The 19,802-nt window shown below is 70.2% G+C and carries 19 protein-coding genes and 1 pseudogene; 6 read left to right on the top strand and 14 right to left on the bottom strand.

The window, feature by feature from the left end:
- Nucleotides 1-269: hypothetical protein (locus HKK74_RS40570; RefSeq protein ID WP_246492318.1), on the bottom strand; the 269-nt coding region annotated here is incomplete at its 3' end.
- Here HKK74_RS40570 and HKK74_RS42070 point away from each other — a divergent pair.
- Nucleotides 219-398, top strand: a pseudogene (locus tag HKK74_RS42070) (transposase domain-containing protein); the annotation flags it as partial. The gene HKK74_RS40570 and the pseudogene HKK74_RS42070 overlap by 51 nt on opposite strands.
- On the opposite strand, the gene HKK74_RS40575 reads toward HKK74_RS42070, so the two are convergent.
- Complete coding sequence (locus HKK74_RS40575) at nucleotides 332-538, bottom strand: hypothetical protein (RefSeq protein ID WP_246492319.1); 207 nt, start codon at nucleotides 536-538, stop codon at nucleotides 332-334. The pseudogene HKK74_RS42070 and the gene HKK74_RS40575 overlap by 67 nt on opposite strands.
- A gap of 194 nt (nucleotides 539-732) precedes the next feature.
- Here HKK74_RS40575 and HKK74_RS39445 point away from each other — a divergent pair, with 194 nt between their 5' ends.
- Complete coding sequence (locus HKK74_RS39445) at nucleotides 733-1,488, top strand: transposase (RefSeq protein WP_281398183.1); 756 nt, start codon at nucleotides 733-735, stop codon at nucleotides 1,486-1,488.
- Nucleotides 1,489-1,716: 228 nt separating this feature from the next.
- Here the strand turns inward: HKK74_RS39445 and HKK74_RS35675 are convergent, their stop codons facing one another.
- The 9 genes from HKK74_RS35675 to HKK74_RS35715 form a co-directional block, all read right to left on the bottom strand.
- Nucleotides 1,717-2,973: an SMI1/KNR4 family protein gene (locus HKK74_RS35675; RefSeq protein WP_187247840.1), complete on the bottom strand. Its 1,257-nt coding sequence runs from the start codon at nucleotides 2,971-2,973 to the stop codon at nucleotides 1,717-1,719.
- 639 nt (nucleotides 2,974-3,612) lie between these two features.
- Nucleotides 3,613-4,290, bottom strand: a complete 678-nt coding sequence (locus HKK74_RS35680) for a response regulator (protein WP_187247841.1) — start codon at nucleotides 4,288-4,290, stop codon at nucleotides 3,613-3,615.
- Nucleotides 4,287-6,998, bottom strand: a complete 2,712-nt coding sequence (locus HKK74_RS35685) for a DUF4118 domain-containing protein (RefSeq protein ID WP_187247842.1) — start codon at nucleotides 6,996-6,998, stop codon at nucleotides 4,287-4,289. The genes HKK74_RS35680 and HKK74_RS35685 overlap by 4 nt, the downstream gene beginning before the upstream one ends.
- A 29-nt stretch (nucleotides 6,999-7,027) precedes the next feature.
- A complete protein-coding gene (locus HKK74_RS35690) occupies nucleotides 7,028-7,939 on the bottom strand; it encodes a potassium-transporting ATPase subunit C (protein ID WP_187247843.1) in 912 nt (303 codons plus the stop codon).
- Nucleotides 7,939-10,131, bottom strand: coding sequence for a potassium-transporting ATPase subunit KdpB (gene kdpB / locus HKK74_RS35695; RefSeq protein WP_187247844.1), 2,193 nt, complete (start codon nucleotides 10,129-10,131; stop codon nucleotides 7,939-7,941). The genes HKK74_RS35690 and kdpB overlap by 1 nt, the downstream gene beginning before the upstream one ends.
- On the bottom strand, nucleotides 10,128-11,792 hold the full coding sequence (gene kdpA / locus HKK74_RS35700; protein ID WP_187247845.1) for a potassium-transporting ATPase subunit KdpA: 1,665 nt from the start codon (nucleotides 11,790-11,792) through the stop codon (nucleotides 10,128-10,130). The genes kdpB and kdpA overlap by 4 nt, the downstream gene beginning before the upstream one ends.
- A complete protein-coding gene (locus HKK74_RS35705; RefSeq protein WP_187247846.1) occupies nucleotides 11,793-11,882 on the bottom strand; it encodes a potassium-transporting ATPase subunit F in 90 nt (29 codons plus the stop codon).
- Nucleotides 11,883-12,535: 653 nt separating this feature from the next.
- Nucleotides 12,536-13,042 carry an anthrone oxygenase family protein gene (locus tag HKK74_RS35710; RefSeq protein WP_187247847.1) on the bottom strand — a complete coding sequence of 169 codons (507 nt, stop codon included), beginning with the start codon at nucleotides 13,040-13,042 and terminating at the stop codon, nucleotides 12,536-12,538.
- Between the two features lie 128 nt (nucleotides 13,043-13,170).
- Nucleotides 13,171-14,019, bottom strand: coding sequence for an NmrA family NAD(P)-binding protein (locus HKK74_RS35715; RefSeq protein ID WP_187247848.1), 849 nt, complete (start codon nucleotides 14,017-14,019; stop codon nucleotides 13,171-13,173).
- A gap of 81 nt (nucleotides 14,020-14,100) precedes the next feature.
- On the opposite strand from HKK74_RS35715, the gene HKK74_RS35720 reads away from it, so the two are divergent.
- Genes HKK74_RS35720 through HKK74_RS35730 form a run of 3 tightly spaced genes read left to right on the top strand, consistent with a single transcriptional unit; the run spans nucleotide 14,101 to nucleotide 16,346 of the window.
- Nucleotides 14,101-15,042, top strand: a complete 942-nt coding sequence (locus HKK74_RS35720) for an AraC family transcriptional regulator (protein ID WP_187247849.1) — start codon at nucleotides 14,101-14,103, stop codon at nucleotides 15,040-15,042.
- The gene (locus HKK74_RS41710; protein ID WP_222723151.1) at nucleotides 15,039-15,956 is read left to right on the top strand and encodes a GNAT family N-acetyltransferase; all 918 of its coding nucleotides are present in this window, start codon (nucleotides 15,039-15,041) and stop codon (nucleotides 15,954-15,956) included. The genes HKK74_RS35720 and HKK74_RS41710 overlap by 4 nt, the downstream gene beginning before the upstream one ends.
- A gap of 48 nt (nucleotides 15,957-16,004) precedes the next feature.
- Nucleotides 16,005-16,346 carry a HEAT repeat domain-containing protein gene (locus HKK74_RS35730; protein WP_222723152.1) on the top strand — a complete coding sequence of 114 codons (342 nt, stop codon included), beginning with the start codon at nucleotides 16,005-16,007 and terminating at the stop codon, nucleotides 16,344-16,346.
- Nucleotides 16,347-16,439: 93 nt separating this feature from the next.
- Here HKK74_RS35730 and HKK74_RS35735 read toward each other — a convergent pair whose 3' ends face one another.
- The 3 genes from HKK74_RS35735 to HKK74_RS35745 form a co-directional block, all read right to left on the bottom strand.
- Nucleotides 16,440-17,363 carry an endonuclease/exonuclease/phosphatase family protein gene (locus tag HKK74_RS35735; protein ID WP_187247851.1) on the bottom strand — a complete coding sequence of 308 codons (924 nt, stop codon included), beginning with the start codon at nucleotides 17,361-17,363 and terminating at the stop codon, nucleotides 16,440-16,442.
- 229 nt (nucleotides 17,364-17,592) lie between these two features.
- Nucleotides 17,593-17,832, bottom strand: coding sequence for a hypothetical protein (locus HKK74_RS35740; RefSeq protein WP_312882125.1), 240 nt, complete (start codon nucleotides 17,830-17,832; stop codon nucleotides 17,593-17,595).
- A 70-nt stretch (nucleotides 17,833-17,902) separates the two neighbouring features.
- A complete protein-coding gene (locus HKK74_RS35745) occupies nucleotides 17,903-18,532 on the bottom strand; it encodes a TetR/AcrR family transcriptional regulator (RefSeq protein ID WP_187247852.1) in 630 nt (209 codons plus the stop codon).
- 121 nt (nucleotides 18,533-18,653) lie between these two features.
- Between HKK74_RS35745 and HKK74_RS35750 the strand changes: the two genes are divergently transcribed.
- Nucleotides 18,654-19,646, top strand: a complete 993-nt coding sequence (locus HKK74_RS35750) for an aldo/keto reductase (RefSeq protein ID WP_187247853.1) — start codon at nucleotides 18,654-18,656, stop codon at nucleotides 19,644-19,646.
- Nucleotides 19,647-19,802: the final 156 nt, after the last annotated feature.

Raw genomic sequence — 19,802 nt, forward strand, 5'->3', positions numbered from 1 at the left:
CAAGGCCGTGAAGTTACGGCTGCGTGGCTGGTGGCAGGGCGGTTCGCCGGACGTAGGAAGCGGAGCCCCGGTAGAACGGTTTGTCCGCCAAAGACGAATCGTTCACCACGGGAGCTCCGCTGTCTGGTCAGTGTGTCATCACCCGCGAGATCGCGGTGGCCGAAGGTGTCTTCGCCCCGGGCCATCTGGGCGAGTTGACGCAGATCGTGCCGTTCGAGATGGTCGACGAGGCGTTGGCCGGGTGCGGGGCCGTCGAGCAGCGGCTGCATAAGCGGCCCGCCCGGGTGGTGGTGTACTTGCTGCTGGCTGCGGCGTTGCTCGAGGAGTGCGGCTACCGGGCGGTGTGGGCCAAGCTCACCGCCGCGTTGGGCTCGCTGCCCGTGCCGAAGGTCACCGCCACCGCGCTGTGGCACGCCCGCGCCCGGCTCGGGGTGCGCCCGATGCGGGCCCTGTTCGACCTGCTGCGCGGGCCGGCGTCCGCGATCCGCACCGCCGGGGCCCGCTGGGCGGGCCTGCGGGTGGTCGCGATCGACGGCACCTACCTCGAGGTCCCCGACGACCCGGCGACCAGGGCCCGCCTGGGCAAGGGCTCCAACCAGTACGCCGCCTCCGGCTATCCGCAGATCTGCCTGTCGCTCTGGTCGCCTGCGGCACCCGGGCCGTCATCGACGCGGTCTTCGGCCCCCGTACCCGCGGCGGGACCACCCACGGCCAACGCGCGTCGCCCGCTCCCTGCACGACGGCATGATCGTGCTGCTGGACCGCGGCTTTTCCTCCAACGCCTTCTTGGAGACGGTCGCCGGCACCGGCGCCGCGTTCTGCGCCCGGATCTCCGCCGCCCGCAAGCCCCCAGTCCTTCGCCGCTTCGACGACGGCTCGTTCCTGTCCCGGATCGGGAAGCTGGAGGTCCGCATCATCGAGTGCGAGATCACCATCGCCACCACCGCCGGGCGCACCACCGGTGTCTACCGCCTGGCCACCACCTTGCTCGGCCACCGCCGCCACCCGGCATTCGAACTGGTCAGGCTGTATCACGAGAGGTGGGAAGTGGAATCCGCCTTCTTCGCGATCAAGAAATCCATGCTCGGACGGCGCGTGCTGCGCGCCCGCACCATGCCCGGCATCACCCAGGAGGTCTACGCCCTGCTGACCACCTACCAGCTCATCCGGATCGCGATCGCCGACGCCACCGCGACCGTCCCCGACGCAGACCCCGACCGCGCCAGCTTCACAGTCGCCCTCCAGACCGCCCGCGACCAGGCCATCCAAGCCGCAGGAGTGATCGCCGACACCGTCATCGACCTCGTCGGCACCATCGGGCGCGCCGTCCTAGACCAGCTCATGCCCGCCCGCCGCCTCCGCCTCAGCCTCCGCGCCGTCAAACGCCCGCTGTCCCGCTACGCCTACAAAAGCCTGCGCGTCGACCGCCGCACCTACAAGACCACCATCAGCATCGACATCCTCTCGACAGACTCGATCAGCCCGTAACTTCACGGCCTTGCCCTAAAGCTCGCGACCACGTTGGCAAGGCGGGACTGGTCGTTCCGAAGCTCCTTGCGGGAGTTGGCGATCACGCGTGGGTCTGGTTACGTCCGCTCTGGTCGCATTGCTCGTCGAGATTGTTCGCGCTCGGGGGCACGCGGTCGGTGTTGAGCCGTCCGTGAAGGTGGCGATCTCCTGTCCAGCGAGCCGGGTGAGTCCCTCGCCCAGGCACCTTCAGGCTGTTGGCGATGGTGGCTCGTCGTGGGTGGTTTCCCAGGCCGTTGGGGTCGGCCAGTGGCGTTCGGGGTGGTGGGGGTGGATGCCGACGATGGCCAGTGGCGGTAGGTCGTCGAGTTCTGACAGCTCTCGCCATTGGTCCTGGGTCACTTCCAGGTACCGCAATCCCTTCAGTTCGGTCACCGTGGCGATGTCGGCGACGGGTGCCGCCGCGATGTCCAGCGCCCACAGGTTGGGCACCGTACGGAGCGGAGCCAGCTCGACGGGCCGCGCGCAGGTGACCGACAGCGAACGCAACTCCCGGTTCCGGGCCGGCGCCGTCAGGTCGGCCGACTCCACATCGAGCTCCAGATACTCCACCGGACGGGCACCGAGCGGGGTCAGGTCGGGCGAACCCCTGCTCGACAGCGCCAGCGAGCACACCTCGGGCACCGCGGCGAGGAACGCGCAATCCTCCACGTCGGACACCCGGACCTCCTGCACACGCGGACCGGCCTGTGCGGCCCGCGCGCGGGAGGGCCGGTCGTCGCGGTACCTGGTGTGCTTGCCGGGCAGATCCGGCAGGTCCGCGTCGATCCACAGGCTCTTGTCGTGCGTGCGGTAGTCACCGCGTTCCAGCGCTTCCACCAGACGTCGCAGGAACGTGGTCACCGAGTCAGCAACGTACGTCGGCCCCTCCTTGTAGTCGACTCCGACCGCGATGACCTGCCCGGGACGACCGTTCGGCCCGGGATCGGTGTCCACGGCGAGCCAGTTGCCGCCGGTGTCGAACGCGAACCGGATCCAGCCCGCACGCAGCGGCGACCTCCGGACGGTGTTCGAGGGCCCGGTATCGAACACTGTCCGGCGCCAGGGTTCGTGCTCCCATTCCTGCGCGATATCGAGCCACTCGTCATCCAGGTCGCCGACCTCGGCAAGGGGAAGCCAATCGTGCCCGTCGAACAGCGGGTCGAGGTCACCGCCACCGTCCGCGATGCCGTACAGCGCGCGGAGATCCGGAGGCAGCACGACGCCGAGTTCCTCCTCCACCGCGGCGAGGTCATCCTCGCTCGCGGGCTCGAGGAGTTCCTCCTCGTACCCGAGGATCTGCGCCATCAGCCGCCGGTAGCGGTGGAAGAGCCGCACCGCCTCGTCCGGATCACCAGCGGGAACCGCAGACTCAGGCCCTTCCTGCCCGTCACCCCGATCGGGCAGAACGAAATCTTCATCGATCACATAAAGAAACGGCTGCTTCTGCCGGGAGGATGTCACCACGCCGCCGCAACCTAGCACCCGCCCCCGACGCCATCTCTGCACGTTTACTTGTACGTCCCAGTGCACTGGAAGCCCTACGCCGACAACCAGCAGGACACTGGAGTTCGAGCCGACCGAGGGGATGCCCAACATGACCCAGGACCGCGACCACATCCCCGAGTTGGCCGAGACCTGGACTCACGAGCTACGCCGCAACGAGCACGTTCGCGCCCCCTTCGAGACCGACGAACAGCGAGAGCTGTACCGGCGCGCCGGGCGCAAAGCCGTGTTGACGCGAACCGAAACGGCCACCCCACCCGACACCCTCACCACCCGCCGCCAGGTCAACACGTCAACACCCCGTCAGCCCAAAGGACCGGAACACCCCCGAACAGCCCCCACCACCCCCGAACCAGCCAGAACCACCCAGGCCACTGCCTACGGCATCGTTGAGTCGTTGGCGTGTCGGGCCCTCATGCTGCTAGAAGACCCTGACACGCCACGACTCAAGACGACCAGGCCGTCAGCGCCCAGCCGGTCCAGGGCTCCACGCCGTGGCCGTACAGCGGCTCAGGCGGGCGCCCATGAGCGGCGCTGCCGCACCCTCCTGCGCACCCACCCGCCCCAACCGCGCGCGGTGAACCCGCCGTCCACAGGGGCTCACGGCTGGAAGCGGTAGCCCATGCCCGGTTCGGTGAGCAGGTGGCGGGGGCGGCCCGGGTCGGGCTCCAGCTTGCGGCGCAGCTGGGCCATGTACTGACGCAGGTAGTGCGTCTCACGGGCGTAGGAGGGGCCCCACACCTCGGTCAGCAGCTGCCGCTGGCTGATGAGCTTGCCCGGGTTGCGGAGCAGGATCTCCAGTAGGTGCCATTCGGTGGGCGTCAGCCGGACTCCTTCGGAGCCGGGACCGGTCACCGTCTTGGTGCGCAGGTCGACCACATGGTCGCCGACCTCGACCGCCGGGGCGTTGTCCTCGCCGGTGAAGCGCCGGGTCACCGACCGGATGCGCGCAACGAGCTCGTCGATGCTGAACGGCTTGGTCACGTAGTCGTCGGCACCCGCCTCGAGCGCCTCGACCTTGTCCCGGCTGCCCGCGCGGCCGGACAGCACGATGATGGGCACCCGGGTCCAGCCGCGCAACCCGTGGATGACCTCGACACCGTCGACGTCGGGCAGGCCGAGGTCGAGCAGGACGAGGTCGGGGTGCCAGTCACCGGCCCGCCGCAGCGCCTCGGTGCCGTCACCGGCGACCTCCACGTCGTACTGGCGGGCGCGCAGGTTGATGCGCAGCGCCCGCAGGATCTGCGGTTCGTCGTCGACGACGAGTATGCGCGTCATGTCGTTCCGATCCTCGGGTCGTCGCCGCGGTGCGCACGGCCCTCGTCCTCGGCCGCCCGGTCGTGGACGGCGAACCCGGCGGCGTCGCGGTGCGCACGGCCCTCGTCCTCGGCCGCCCGGTCGCGAACGGCGAACCCGGCGGCGTCGCCGCGCCGGCCACGGGACGGCCCCTGCTCGGCGGCCGGCGCCGCCGGCAGGGAAAGGATCATGGTGAGCCCTCCGCCAGGGGTCTCGTCCGGAGCCAGGCCGCCGCCCATCGCCTCGGCGAGCCCGCGGGCCAGCGCCAGTCCCAGGCCCACGCCCATCTCGTTGTCACGATCGTTCAGCCGCTGGAACGGCAGGAAGACCCTGTCCCGATCGCCCACCGGGATGCCGGGGCCGCGGTCGGCGATCCGTACCTCCACGCGGTCGGCCAGTGCGCTTGCGGTGACCAGGACCTTCTCCGCCGGCGGGCTGAAGCGCAGCGCGTTCGAGATGAGATTGACCAGCACCCTCTCCAGCAGGCCGGCGTCGGCGAGCACCTCGGGGACATCGCCCGAGATCCGGCTGTTGACGCGCCCGCTCTCCGCACCGAGATCGTCGAGGACCCGGGGGACCAACTCCTCCATGGCGAGCGGCTGGATGACCATGCCCAGTGCACCCGCCTGCAGGCGGCTCATGTCGAGCAGGTTCGCGACCAGGCGGTCGAGCCGGTCGAGCGACTCACCGGCGGTGGCGGCGAGTTCGGCGCGCTCTTCGCCGGTCCATTGGATCTCGGAGTTGCGCAGGCTCTCCACGGCCGCCTTGGCCGAGGCCAGCGGCGTGCGCAGGTCGTGACTCACCGCGTTGAGCAGCGCGGTGCGGATCCGGTCGGCCTGCGCCAGCGGCCCGGCCCGTTCGGCCTCCTCGGCGAGCCGCTTCTGGCGCAGGGCCACCGAGGCCTGGACGGCGAAAGCCTCGATGATCCGGCGGTCGGCGGCGGGGAGGGTACGGCCGCGCAGGACGAGTGACAGCTCCGTACCGACCGGGACCTCCGTGTCGGCCTCCTCCGGGGTCGTACACGGTCTGCCGCCGACCGTCGCGACGATCCGCCAGCTGGCCGGATCTCGCTGCCGGTCGGGGGTGAGCGGAGCGCCGGGCGGATGTTCCAGCAGCGTCACCGAGGTGAGGCCGAAGGTCTCGCGCAGGCGCTCAAGCAGGGAGTCGAGCGCGTGCTCACCGCGCAGGACGTTGCCGGCGAGCGTGAACAGGACCTCGGCGTCGGCGCTCGCCCGGGCGGCCTCCCGGGTACGCCTGGCCGCGAGGTCGACGACCGCGCTCACGCCCACCGCGACGAGTACGAAGACCAGCAGCGCGAAGGCGTTCTCGCTCTCCGCGATGGTGAGCCGGTGCAGCGGCGGGGCGAAGTAGTAGTTGAGCAGGATGAAGCCGCCGATGGCGGCGACCAGGGCGGGATAGAGCCCGCCGACCAGGGCGACGCCCACGACCGCCGCGAGGAAGACCAGGATGTCCGTCGGGAGGGATGCCTCCTGGCGCAGGCCGGCCAGGGTCAACGTCAGGGCGGGCAGGCCCACGGCCGCCAGGACGAACCCGGCGAGCCGCCGGCGGGGAGCGACGCCCGTCGTCCGGCGGGCCGGGCGACCGGCTCCTCTGACCTCCTCGTGGCTCACCATGTGGACGTCGATGGAGCCGGACATCGCCGTGGTGGTGACCCCGACTCCGGGGGACAGCAGCTGGGCGATCCGGTTCCGCCGGGAGACCCCGAGGATCAGCTGGGTGGCGTTGACGCCGCGGGCGAAGTCGAGCAGCGCGCGGACGACGTCGTCGCCCACCACCTGGTGGTAGGTGCCGCCGAGGCTCTCGATGATGGTCCGCTGCCGGGCGAGGTTCGCGGGCCCCGCGACCGCGATGCGGTCGCTGTGGGTGACGTGTACGGCGAGCAGGTCGGCGCCCTTGGTACGGGCGGCGATGCGGGCGGCGCGCCGGATCAGCGTGTCGCCCTCCGGCCCGCCGGTGAGCGCGACCACCACGCGTTCGCGGGCCTCCCACGTACCCCCGATGTCGTGGTCGGCGCGGTAGCGCTCGAGCTGCTCGTCGACCTTCCCGGCGAGCCACAGCAGGGCGAGCTCGCGCAGCGCGGTCAGGTTGCCGACCCGGAAGTAGTTCGTGAGTGCCGCGTCGACCTTCTCGGGCGTGTAGACGTTGCCGTGCGCCATGCGCCGGCGCAGCGCCTCCGGTGCCATGTCGACCAGCTCTACCTGGTCGGCCTGGCGGACGACCTCGTCCGGGACGGTCTCACGCTGCGGGACTCCGGTGATCTCCTCGACGACGTCGTTGAGCGACTCCAGATGCTGGATGTTCACCGTGGAGATGACGGTGATGCCCGCCTCCAGCAGGCGTTCGATGTCCTGCCAGCGCTTCGTGTGCGCCGACCCGGGGATGTTGGTGTGCGCCAGCTCGTCGATCAGAGCGACCTGTGGCGCTCGCTTGATCACCGCGTCGGTGTCGAGCTCGGTGAAGACCGCCCCGCGATAGGTCATGGTCTTGCGGGGCACCACCTCGAGCCCTTCGAGCATCGAGAGCGTGCGCGGCCGGTCATGGGTCTCCACGAACCCGACCACGACGTCGGTGCCGCGACCGGCGCGCCGGTGCCCCTCGGAGAGCATCGCGTAGGTCTTGCCGACCCCCGGGGCAGCCCCGAGATAGATCCGTAGCCGCCCCCGGCTCATCGCGTTCTCCTCCCGTACGTAATGGCGGTTCAGGACTTGTGCGGCGCGACGCGGTCGAGGTCGAGGTTCAGCTCGACGACGTTCACGGACGGCTCGCCCATGAAGCCGAGTGACCGGCCCGTGGTGTGCTCGCCGACCAGGTCGAGCACTCTGTCAGTGGTGATCCCACGGGCGGTGGCGACGCGCGGCGCCTGCATCCGGGCGTTGGCGGGCGAGATCGCCGGGTCGAGTCCGCTGCCGCTCGCCGTCACGGCGTCGGACGGCACGGCGGGCGTGGCCCGCGCACCGCCCCGGACGGGCACTATCCGACCCGGAGCATAATCCTCGCCGGGCTTGGCGCACTCGACCGTGACCCCGCGGTACGTGGCGACGAACGGCACGGCCGGGCAGGCCTCGTTGACACTGACGACGCGGGTGGGGCGGGTCACCCGTCCCGTCGCGTCGCGGGGCCCGAACACCGACAGCACCGCACCGACACCGCTCTTGGTGCAGAACGGTCTGGAGCCGTCGACGCCGTCCAGCTCGCCGATCGCCTTGCTTCGACCGCACACCTGGGTGAGGAGGCTCTGGGTTCCCTCATCCGGGTTGCCCTCCTCGTCCTTGGCGCCCGGGACGGGCAGGGTGTCGACGACGGACTCCGGGCCGAGGTTGCTCGCGGCGGTGGCGGTCGGGTCGTACCCGTCGCCCGCCGCGGACGGCCGGGGCTGGAAATACCACCTGAGCGGGTTTCCGTCCTTGCCGGTGAAGGACTGGCCGATGATCCGGCTGCCGACGACGCTGCCGTCGGCGGCCTTGATCATTGAGCCGTCCGCGCTGCCGCGCAGCCCCGGCATCTGGGCGATCGCCCAGATGGCGAGCGGGTAGACGACACCGGTGACGACGGTGAGGACGAGCAGCGCGCGCAGCGCCGCTACGTGCCTGCGGAGCCATGAGGAGCGCATCAGGAGATCCCTGGGATGAAGCGGACGATGGAGTCGATGACCTTGATGCCGATGAACGGGGCGATGATCCCGCCAAGGCCGTAGACGTAGAGGTTGCGGCTGAGCAGCTTCGATGCCGAGCTGGGCCGGTAGCGGACGCCGCGCAGCGCCAGCGGGATGAGGGCGATGATCACGATGGCGTTGAAGATGACGGCCGACATGATCGCCGACTGCGGGCTGTGCAGCCGCATGATGTTGAGGGCGTCCAACCCCGGGAACAGGGCGACGAACATCGCCGGAATGATGGCGAAGTACTTCGCGATGTCGTTGGCGATGGAGAACGTCGTCAGCGCTCCACGGGTGATCAGCAACTGCTTGCCGATCTCGACGATCTCGATGAGCTTGGTGGGGTCGGAGTCCAGGTCCACCATGTTCCCGGCCTCCTTGGCGGCCGAGGTGCCGGTGTTCATCGCGACGCCGACATCGGCCTGGGCCAGCGCGGGGGCGTCGTTGGTGCCGTCGCCGGTCATCGCGACCAGCCGGCCGCCCTCCTGCTCCCGCTTGATCAGGGCCATCTTGTCCTCGGGCTTGGCCTCGGACAGGAAGTCGTCCACCCCGGCCTCATCGGCGATCGCCTTCGCGGTGAGCGGGTTGTCCCCGGTCACCATGACCGTGCGGATGCCCATCGCCCGCATGTGGTCGAAACGCTCCCGCATACCCTGCTTGACGACGTCCTTGAGGTGGATCACCCCGAGGACCCGGGCGGTGGAACCCGCGTCGGTGCGAACGACCTCGCCGACGGCGAGCGGCGTGCCGCCCGAGGCGGAGATCCCGTCGACGACGTCGCCCATCGCGGGCGGAACGTGCCCGCCGTGCCCGCGGACCCAGTCCGCCACCGCGGTGGCCGCGCCCTTGCGCAGACTCCGGTCCTTGGCCGACGATCCGTCGACGTCACCGTCGAGGTCCACCCCGGACATGCGGGTCTGGGCGGTGAAGGCCACCCAGCTCGCGTGCCCGAGCTCGCCGGGGTTGCGTTCGCGCAGCCCGTACCGCTGCTTGGCGAAGACGACGACCGAGCGGCCCTCGGGCGTCTCGTCGGCGAGGCTGGACAGTTGCGCCGCGTCCGCGAGCGCGGTCTCGTCCACGTCCCCCACCGGGATGAACTCCGCCGCCTGCCGGTTCCCCAGCGTGATGGTGCCCGTCTTGTCCAGCAGCAGGGTGTTGACGTCGCCGGCCGCCTCGACGGCCCGGCCGCTCATCGCCAGCACATTGCGCTGGACCAGACGATCCATTCCGGCGATGCCGATCGCGGACAGCAGTGCCCCGATCGTGGTCGGGATGAGGCAGACCACCAGCGAGACCAGCACGATGCCCGTGACGCCGTTCTGGTCCAGGGCGGTGGTGTTGGGTACGCCGGGATTGCCGGCCTTGGAGTAGATGGCCAGGGGCTGCATGGTCGCGACCGCGATCAGGAAGATGATCGTGAGCGCGGCCAGCAGGATGTTGAGCGCGATCTCGTTCGGGGTCTTCTGCCGGTTTGCACCCTCGACCAGGGCGATCATCCGGTCGATGAAGCTCTCCCCCGGCTTCTGTGTGATCTTGACGATGATCCGGTCGGACAGCACCTTCGTACCGCCGGTCACCGCGGAGCGGTCGCCGCCGGACTCCCGGATGACGGGGGCCGATTCGCCGGTGATCGCGGACTCGTCGACGCTGGCCACACCCTCGACGACGTCGCCGTCACCGGGGATGATCTCACCGGCCGTAACGACCACGTGGTCGCCCAGCCGCAGCTCGGGAGCCGGTACGTTCTCGACCGGGGCGGCCTTTCCGGGTCGCCAGCCGACCAGCCGGCGCGCGACGGTGTCCTGCTTGGCCCGCCGCAGGGTGGCGGCCTGCGCCTTGCCGCGGCCTTCGGCCACCGCCTCGGCCAGGTTGGCGAAGACGACGGTCAGCCAGAGCCAGATCGTGATGAGCCACGCGAAGGCCGTCATCTCCCGTACGGCGAGCACGGTGGTCCATACGGCGCCCACCTCGACGATGAGCATGACGGGGTTGCGCCACAGGGTGGCCGGGTTGAGCTTGCGGGCGGCGTCCGGCAGTGAGCGGACCAGCATCTTCGGATCGAGCAGGCCGCCCTTGACGCGGTCTCCCGACGAGTCGGGGCGCGACGGCTCGGGGGCCGGCGACGCGTGGATGGTCTGGGTGGTCACTGGTGTATTCCTTCTGCGAGCGGTCCGAGGGCCAGCGCCGGGAAGAACGTCAGGCCGACGAGGATGAGGGTGACGCCGGCGACCATGCCCACGAACAGGGGCCGGTGGGTCGGCAGCGTGCCCTCCGACACCGGAGTGGGCGACTGCCGGGCCAGCGAGCCGGCCAGGGCCAGCGCGAAGACCATGGGCAGGAACCGGCCGAACACCATCGCCAGGCCCAGCGCGGTGTCGTACCACGGGGTGTTGACGGTGAGGCCGGCGAACGCCGATCCGTTGTTGTTGGCGGCCGAGGTGAAGGCGTAGAGCACCTCGGACAGCCCGTGCGGCCCGGTGTTGAGCATGCTCGCCCGCTGGCCGGGCATCGCCATGGCGGTCGCCGTGCCCACGAGCACGATGACGGGGGTCACCAGGAAGTACATCGACGCGAACTTCATCTCCCGCCCGCCGATCTTCTTCCCGAGGTACTCCGGCGTACGGCCCACCATCAGCCCGGCCACGAAGACCGTGATGACGGCGAGGATGAGCATCCCGTACAGACCGGAGCCGACCCCGCCGGGAGCGACCTCGCCCAGCATCATGTTGAGCATGGTCACGCCGCCGCCGAGGCTCGTGTAGGAGTCGTGGAAGGAGTTCACGGCCCCGGTCGAGGTCAGCGTCGTCGCCGCGGCGAACGTCGCCGAGTTCGACACCCCGAACCGCGTCTCGGTGCCCTCGGCGGCCGCGCCGACCGCAGTCGGCACCGTGCCGTGATGGGCCAGCTGGGCGACGTTGATGGCGATGACGCTGAGGACGGCGAGCGTGGCCATCACCGAGACGATCGCGTAGCCCTGCCGCTTGTCGCCGACCATCCGGCCGAACGTCCGCGGCAGCGAGAAGGCGATCATGGTGAGCAGGAAGATCTCGATCCAGTTCGTCCAGGCGGTGGGGTTCTCGAACGGGTGGGCGGAGTTGGCGTTGTAGAAGCCACCGCCGTTGGTGCCGAGCTCCTTGATGACCTCCTGGCTCGCGACCGGGCCGCCGGTGATCGTCTGCGTGCCGCCGGCGACGGTGTGCACCGTGTGCGGGTCGGCGAAGTTCTGCACCGCGCCACCGGCGATCAGCACGATCGCGGCGACGGCCGCGATGGGCAGGAGGACGCGTACGCAGGCGCGGACCAGGTCGGTCCAGAAGTTGCCGAGCTCGTCGGTCTTCTTGCGCGCGAACCCGCGGACGAAGGCCATGGCGACCGCGATGCCGACGGCGGCGGACACGAAGTTCTGCACCGCCAGACCCGACATCTGCACCAGGTGGCCCATCGTCGACTCACCGGAGTACGCCTGCCAGTTGGTGTTGGTGACGAAGCTGATGGCGGTGTTCCAGGCGATGTGATCCGGCACGCCCTTGAACCCGAGGTTCAGCAGAAGGTAGCCCTGCAGCCGCTGGAAGGCGTACAGGAACAGCACCGAGACCAGCGAGAAGGCCAGCACGCTGCGCGCGTAGACACTCCACTTCTGCTCGGCGTCCGGGTTGACGCCGATCAGTCGGTACAGCCCGCGCTCGACCCGCAGATGCCGGGTCGAGGTGAAGACTCGGTACATGTAGTCGCCGAATGGCCGATGGACGGCCACAAGAGCGATCACCAGGGATCCGATGAACAGGATCCCCGCGGTCGTCGAACTCATCTAGAACCGCTCCGGGAGTAGAAGGGCGATCACCAGGAACACGATCAGCCCGGCGACCAGCACCAGCCCGATCAGATTGTCGGCGCTCACAGCCGCCCCACCGCCCTCACGACCAGGCTGAACAGCGCGAAGACCGCGACTGTCAGCACCACGAACACGACGTCAGCCATTTCTCCTGATTTCCTTGATCACCTGATGGCCCGGTTCTCCGGCCGGGTTCTGATGTCGATCTGCCGGCACGCCCCTGCGGGCGGATTCACGGGCGGCGGAACGCGGCCCTGCCGCGTGATGGCGTCAGAGACCGTGGACCGCGGTACGGCCTGCTGGGAGCACCGGTCGCCGGCCCTGCTGCGGGCCGCCCGGTGCCGCTATGAGAAGCGTGCCCAGCGGCGGCGGATCGACACTGTGCCGCCGTACCGCCCGCCGGTCCGCCGGGCGGCGGTGAACGCGGTGGGTGGTCCGAATCCATGGTCACTCCACCGCCTCTCTCCGCCTCGCCGAACGCGAGCGCCGCAGAGAAGAAAACACCCGTTAGGTGGGCAATTCGGGAGTCTTGACGGTTTCCATACGCCTGCGCCCACGGTCTTTACGGAACCCTCACACCCATGCGCCAGTGGGGTTCCCACAGAGACGGCGACGGCCCCCGGCTCCGGGCGCGGAGCGGAGACGCCGAAATGACACGGCGGTGTCCACCGGCCCTCGCCGGTGGACACCGCCCCTCGAACCCGATCGTTCTCCCGGCGTCAGCTCCCGCTCCGCCCGTACAGCACGAGGGCCCAGGTGAGACACCCGAACGCGGCCGTGCACGCGAGCGTGCGGACGATGTTCCAGCGGACCCACGCCGCTTCGAAGTTCTCGCGCACCGCGGCGAGATCGGCGATGCGGGCGGGGTCCCCGGCCGCCTCGAGCCGATCGTTGAGCGGCACGTTGAAGCCCATCGTGACGATGAGCACCACCACGTACAGGACCAGGGCGGCCACGATCCAGGCGAACGCCGCGCGTCCACCGTCTCCGCGGAAGTGGAGCACGGCGGCCACGGCGGTCAGCAGCAGCGCGCCGGCGAAGGTCAGGAAGAACCAGCCGTTGAGGATCGCCACATTGATCTTCTGCATTCCCTCGACGAACGTCCGGTCGTCGGCCTTGCCCAGTCCGAGCATGACGGAACAGGCGTACGCGTAGTAGAGGCCCGCGGCGAGCCCCATGGCGATCGTGGCCGCGACCAACGAGACGCCTCGAAACTGATCCAACATCACTTTCCTCCATCACCCGAGATCGCGCTCGCCCGCGCGAGCCCGCCTATCTCCTGCAGCGGGGTCTTCGACCCCCGTGGGTCGTGCGGGCGGAGGGGATCTCCGTCCGCCCGCACGGCCTCCGTCGCCTACCGGCCCCAGACGCCGGTCGCGGCGGTGCTCCGCACGTAGTCCGCGAAGTCCCGGGGCTCACGGCCCAGGGCCTCTTGTACACCGTCGCCCAGGTGGGCGTTGCGTCCGTCCAGCACCTGGGTGAACAGCTCGGTCAGCAACTTCGCGTACTCGGCGGGCACGTCGTATTCCACCAGGGCGGACTCGTACTGCTCCGCGGACACCGGTATGTAACGGATCTCCCGCCCGATCGCCTCGCCGATCTCCGCCGCCGCCTCCGCGAAGGTCAGCAGCCGGGGACCGGTCAGTTCGTAGGCCCGGCCCACGTGCCGGTCCTCGGTCAGCGCCGCGACCACGACGTCCGCGATGTCATCGGCGTCGACGAACGGCTCCGCGACCGTCCCGGCCGGCAACGCGACCTCTTCGCTGAGCACCGGCTCCAGCAGGAAGTGCTCACTGAAGTTCTGGTTGAAGAAGCTCGCCCGCACGATGGTCCACTCGGCGCCGGACTCCCTCACCGCCTGCTCGCTGACCGCGGCCTCCTCCTCACCGCGACCGGACAGCAGCACCAGCCGCCGGACGCCGCTGCGCACCGCCAGTTCGGCGAGCGACCGGACCGCGTCGGCCGCCCCGGGGAACGCCAGGTCCGGGTAGTACGTCACGTACACCGAGGTCATGCCCTCGAGCGCGCGTTCCCAGGTGGCCTGGTCGTCCCAGTCGAACGGCGGCTCCGCGGAACGGGAACCGATGCGCACCGGCAGGCCGCGGGCCGTGAGGCGCTCCACCACGCGGCGACCGGTCTTGCCGGTGCCGCCGAGAACCAGCGTCGTCTTCTCTTGCGCCTTCTCGCGCGTGCTTTCCGTCATGCCACCAGTGAAGTCCCACGGCGCGGCGTACGACATGGTTGAAAGGCTCGACCGCATGTTCCTGCGTCTAATCTGGAAGCCATGGACCCACTCTCGGGCCTTCTCGACGGCCCCAGGGCCCGGGGAGCGTTTCTCCTGCGGGCGCTGCTGAACCCGCCTTGGTCCGTACGGGTCGAGGATCAGGCGCCGCTCACGCTGATCTCGATGGCGAAGGGCGACGCGTGGGTGCTCCCGCACCACGGTGAGCCGGTACGGCTCCCCCCGGGTGACGTCGCGGTTCTGCGCGGCCCGGATCCCTACACCGTCTCCGACCACCCGGCCACGCCGCCACAGGTCGTCATCCAGCCGGGGCAGCTCAGCACCACCCCGCAGGGCGACGCCCTGTGCTCCGTGATGGATCTCGGCGTCCGTACGTGGGGTTCCGACCCGAACGGGTCGGTGGAGATGCTCGTCGGCACATACCAGATGCGCGGCGAGGTCACCCGGCGGCTGCTGACCGCGGTGCCTCCGCTGCTGGTCCTGCCGTCCGAGGCGTGGGACGGCTCCCTCATCTCCCTGCTCGGCAGGGAGATCGGCAGGGACGAGCCGGGCCAGGACGTCGTCCTCGACCGGCTGCTCGACCTGCTGCTCATCGCGGTGCTGCGGGCCTGGTTCTCCCGCCCGGAGGCCGAGGCCCCGGCCTGGTACCGCGCCCAGAGCGATCCCGTGGTCGGCCCGGCCCTGCGGCTGCTCCAGGGCGACCCGGCGCACCCCTGGACCGTCGCCACGCTGGCCGCCCGGACGGGCGTCTCGCGGGCGGCGCTGGCCCGCAGGTTCACCGACCTCGTGGGCGAGCCGCCCATGGCCTTCCTGACCAGCTGGCGGCTGGCGATGGCCGCCGAGCTCCTGCGCGAGCCGGACGCCACCGTCGGCGCCGTTGCCCGGCAGGTCGGCTACGGCAGCTCCTTCGCGCTCAGCACCGCCTTCAAGCGCGTACGAGGGGTCAGCCCGCAGGAGTACCGCGTGGGCGCATCGCAGCAGTGAGCGCCGGGCGGGTGCGGGACCGATATCGACGGCGGCCCTACGAAGGAGCGGCCGATCTGCGGGTGATGCAGTCGCTGAGCCGGCGGCTGTGGTCACCGGCGAGCCGATGGCACATCGGCGAGCTCGCCTGGTCCCGGTTCCAGCACATCGGGCGGGAACCGGAGTGGCGTACGGCCCTGTGGGAGTGCGACGGGGAACCGGTCGCCTGGGCCTGGGCGACATCGCCCGGCGACCTCGAGCTTCAGCTCGATCCCGCGCACCCGGATCTGGCGGTCGAGATCCTGCGATGGTTCGACGAGGTGGCCACCGGTGAGACGCGCACGGTCACGGTGCTCGACGCTGAGACGGCTCTCATCGACGTCCTCCGCCGGCACGGCTACGTCGAGGCGACCGAGGGGCCGTTCTTCATCCACCTCCGCAGAGACCTGGCCGGCCTTGAGCCCGCGACCCCGGGTGGATACACCCTTCGCCACGTGTCCGGTACGGCCGATGCCGACGCCCGTGCCCGTGTGCACCGGGCGGCCTTCTCCCTGCCCGGGCTGCCGCCCTCCAAGGTCAGCGCCGAGAGCTACCGCGCGGTCATGCGGGCGTGGCCCTATCGCACAGAGCTGGACTGGCTCGTCGAAGCGGCCGACGGAACGCCGGTGGCGTTCTGCCTGGTCTGGCTGGACGAGCGCAATCGCGCGGCCGTACTCGAACCGGTCGGCACCGACCCGGCACACCGCCGCCGTGGCCTGGCCGGCGCCGCGATCCTCGCGTCACTGCACGCCGCCCGGGAACTCGGCGCCGAGACCGCGCGGGTCCGCGCTCGCGGTGACGACGCGCATCCGGCCGCGCGGGCGACCTACCAGGCGGTGGGATTCCGCCGCTGCGCACGCGACGTGTCCTTCGTACGCGCCGTGGCGGGACACTAGATGCATGAAGCGCACCAAGCCCGACCGCCCCGCGGCGCAGGTGGTCTGATGTCGAACGAACGATTCACCCGGGCGCTGCAGGCGATGCGCGGCCCGGACTCCCGGCTCCGGGGGGACGGCTTCGACTTCCTCCGCGAGCACGCGGACGCCTATGTCGACGAACTCATCGCCGAGTTCGAGAAAGAACACGAGGACCACGCGCTGCGCTGCTGGCTCCTGGAGCTCGTCTGCGAGGCGCGTTCTCCCCGTGCGTTGCCGGTGCTGGCGGGCCAGCTCGACAACGATGACGAGTCACTGCGGCTCTGGGCGATCAGAGGCCTGGAGATGCTCGACAACCGCGAGGCGGAACGCGAACTCTCCCGAGCCCGCTCCAACGGCTGGATCGCGTGATCTTGGAGCCGCACCGCGAGCGGTGCGGCCATCCGTTCGCGGCAGACCGGCCGGTCCGCGAGCGACTGCAAGATCACGGGAGTGGTTACGCGCTCAGCCCTTCCGGTCGATCACCACGTCCGCGACGACCGGGCGGTGGTCGGACGCCTTCGTGTCGACCACCTCGGCGCCGCCGACCTGGACGCCGGGCGAGGCGGTCACATAGTCGATGCGACTGACCGGCGTGCCGGCCGGGTAGCTCAGGCCCCCGCCGGAGCCGTGGACGGCGCTCCACGCGTCGGTGAGACCACCCCACAGCGGCGCGAGTTCCGGTGCCGCCGGCCCTGCGTTGAAGTCTCCGAGCAGAAGTTGCCTGGCCGCCGGCCCGTCCTGCGCCATGACCTGCCGCGTGTCGGCGACCTGGGCTCTGCGGACGGCCGGGTCCGAACGGTAGTCCAGGTGAGTGACGTAGACGTGCACGCGCACGCCCTTGACCTTGACCACGGCTTCAGCGAAGCCCGGAGCGGGAGTCGGCACCGGGTTCGGCACCTGCGTGGACAGGCGGGTGATCTCATGGTTCTCGCCGGAGGCGATCGGGAACCGGCTGAGGACCGCCACGCCGTACTCCCGACGCGGCGCCCCCGCGGAGAGCGGGTCGAGGCTGTAGATGGGCGCGAAGAACACCCGCATGCCCGTCAGGCGGCCGAGTTCGGCGGCCTCGTCCATCCACGCGCTGCGATCAGACCAGTTGACGTCCACTTCCTCGAGTCCGACGACGTCCGCGTTCAGGCCGCGGATGGCCGCCGCGGTGCGGTCGAGGTCGAACACACCGTCCTCGCCGGCACCGGCGTGGATGTTGTAGGTGGCCACGCGCAAGTGGACGGCGCTGCCTTCGCCGGCGGCGCCGGCGGGCGTGGAGAGGGCTGTGCCGAACGCTGCCGCCAGCCCGGCCACGGTGGCCAGGGCGCGGGCTGTGCGGGCTGTGCGGGCTGTGCCGAGGGTGCGGATAGTACGGGTGGTGCGGAATGTCGATGTCATAGCGTGTCCCCTTCCATATGGGCCTGTCAGGGGACGAGCGTTCTCCCGCTCTTTCTCCAGGAGGTGACGGGCGGCTTGCCGACGGAAGTGATCTTGGCGAACGCCGCCTTGTGATGGCGCCGAGCGCGAACAACCGCATGACAAGCGCGCTGCTGATCTGGGCATTCCCGGCTGTCCCTGTCTGTTCAGGGATGGTCTGCCCAGGTCAGTAGGGGGTTAGGTGGCTCGTTCAGCCGAGCACGAGCGGGATCTTCGCGGCCAGCCCACCCAGCGCGGCCGTCTCGGCGTCCGTCGGAGCGCGACGTCCGGTCCCGACCAGCAGCGCGTCCTTGTCGGAGAACGACGCCGGAATCGGTGCCCCGGCGATCTTTTCCAGCGACGCGCGGGCGGCCGCAAGGGTCTCGGCGGGCGGTTCGGCGGCCGAGGGCAGGTGCGCGATCAGGTCGAGGTGGTGCAACGTCCATTCCACGACATACACGGACAAGTAGTTGCCGACCGTCAGCACTTCGTCGCGGGGCTCGTGCTGGGTGTAGACGCACTCAGCTCGCGCGGGGGAACAGGTGCTCGACGGCGGTCACCAAGGCGGCGCGGCGGGCGGCGATGGACGGGTACGCGGCCTGGTCCGCGGCGGCGGCGCCGATCTCGGGCTGGCCCGCCCAGGTCGTGGCGATCTGGTTGATCAGGGCCAGAACGTCGACCGGGTCCCAGGCCGGGTCGAGCAGTCCGATGCTCTGTGCGTCGCGGAGCTGGTCGAGTTTGCGGGCGATGGTGGCCTGGAGGGGACCGGTGGTGTTGGCGGCGGACTCGGTCAGCTCCAGGCGGCCCCAGGTGATTAGCCGGTAGTGGTCGGGGCGGGCCGTGAAGTGGTCGAAGAGGTGGCCGGCGTAGCCGGGCAGGTCGGCCGGATCCATCTGTGTGGCCTCGGCGAGCGCGGTCAGTTCACGTTCGGCGACGTGGGCGTAGAGGGCATCCTTGCCGCGGAAGTAGGCGTAGACCCGTTCCTTACTGGTCCTGGCTTGCTTGGCGATGCGGTCCACGCGGGCGCCGGCGATCCCGTGTCGGGCGAACTCCTCCTTGGCTGCGGCGACGATCCGCTCGCGTGTGGAGTCGGCGGACTCGCCCGCGGTGGTGGGGTCCGAGGCCTGGCCGGATGCGGTGGAGCTAGGCATGGACCCAGGATAGGCGACCGAACCGTTCGGTTTTGCATTGCGCCCGAGGTGCGCATATGCTCATACCAAACAGTTCGGTTTGGTCAGCTGGGGCAGCCGACGTGACACGAGGAGCGAACTCATGCAGCACCGCACCCTGGGACAGCAGGGACTGCGCGTTTCCGCGCTCGGGCTGGGCGTGATGGGTATGACCATGGCCTACGGCCCCTCGAACGACGAGGACGGCATCTCCACCATCCGCCGCGCCCACGAGCTCGGGGTCGACTTCTTCGACACCGCCGAGCTGTACGGCCAGGGCACCGGCAGCAACGAGACGCTGCTCGGCAGGGCCGTCAAGGACTTCCGCGACGAGGTGGTCCTGGCCACCAAGTTCGGCTTCGACATGACCAGCGAGACGCCGGGGAGTGGTGCCAACAGCCGCCCGGAGAACATCCGCAAGGTCGCCGAGAACAGCCTGCGCTATCTCCAGACCGATCGCATCGACCTCTTCTACCAGCACATCGCCGACCCCGACGTACCGGCCGAGGAGGTCGCCGGCACCGTCGGTGACCTGATCGCCGAGGGCAAGGTGCAGTACTTCGGTCTGAGCAATGTCGGCCCGGAGTACGTCCGCCGCGCCCATGCCGTCACCCCGGTCACGGCCCTCCAGTACGAGTACTCGGTCTTCGAGCGCGAAGTGGAGGAGAAGATCCTGCCGGTCCTGCGGGAGCTGGGCATCGGCCTGGTGCCCTACTCGCCGCTCGGCCGCGGCTTCCTGTCCGGCGTGGTCAAGCCGGCCAGCGAGTACCCCGAGGGCGACATGCGCCGCTGGGACGAGCGCTGGCAGGGCGAGAACTACGCCTACAACCTGAACGCCGCCGAGCAGCTCAAGAACCTTGCCGCCGCCAAGGGCGTCACCCCTGCCCAGCTTGCCCTGGCCTGGCTGCTCGCCCAGGGCGAGGACGTCGTCCCGATCCCCGGCACCCGCAGCGCCACACGCCTGGAGGAGAACGCCGGCGCGGCCGGCGTGGTACTCACCGAGGCCGACCTGGCCCGTATCCGGGAGATCCTCCCCCAGGGCTCCGCGGGCGGCCGCTACCCGGCCTCGATGATGGCCGGCTTCCGCACCGACTGACCCCAGTCACCGCGTAAGGGTGCCCGCACCGATCCCGACGGCCAGGACGAGTCACCTTTGCTCACCGGTTGAGGGAACTGGCGCGGAACTCGCTCGGGTCGGCACCGCAAGGCGCACCGCCGACGGGCGCGCTGACGGTGCCGGCCGATCGGACCG

It is taken from the genome of Actinomadura alba, assembly GCF_014323705.1.
Lineage (GTDB): Bacteria > Actinomycetota > Actinomycetes > Streptosporangiales > Streptosporangiaceae > Actinomadura_C > Actinomadura_C alba.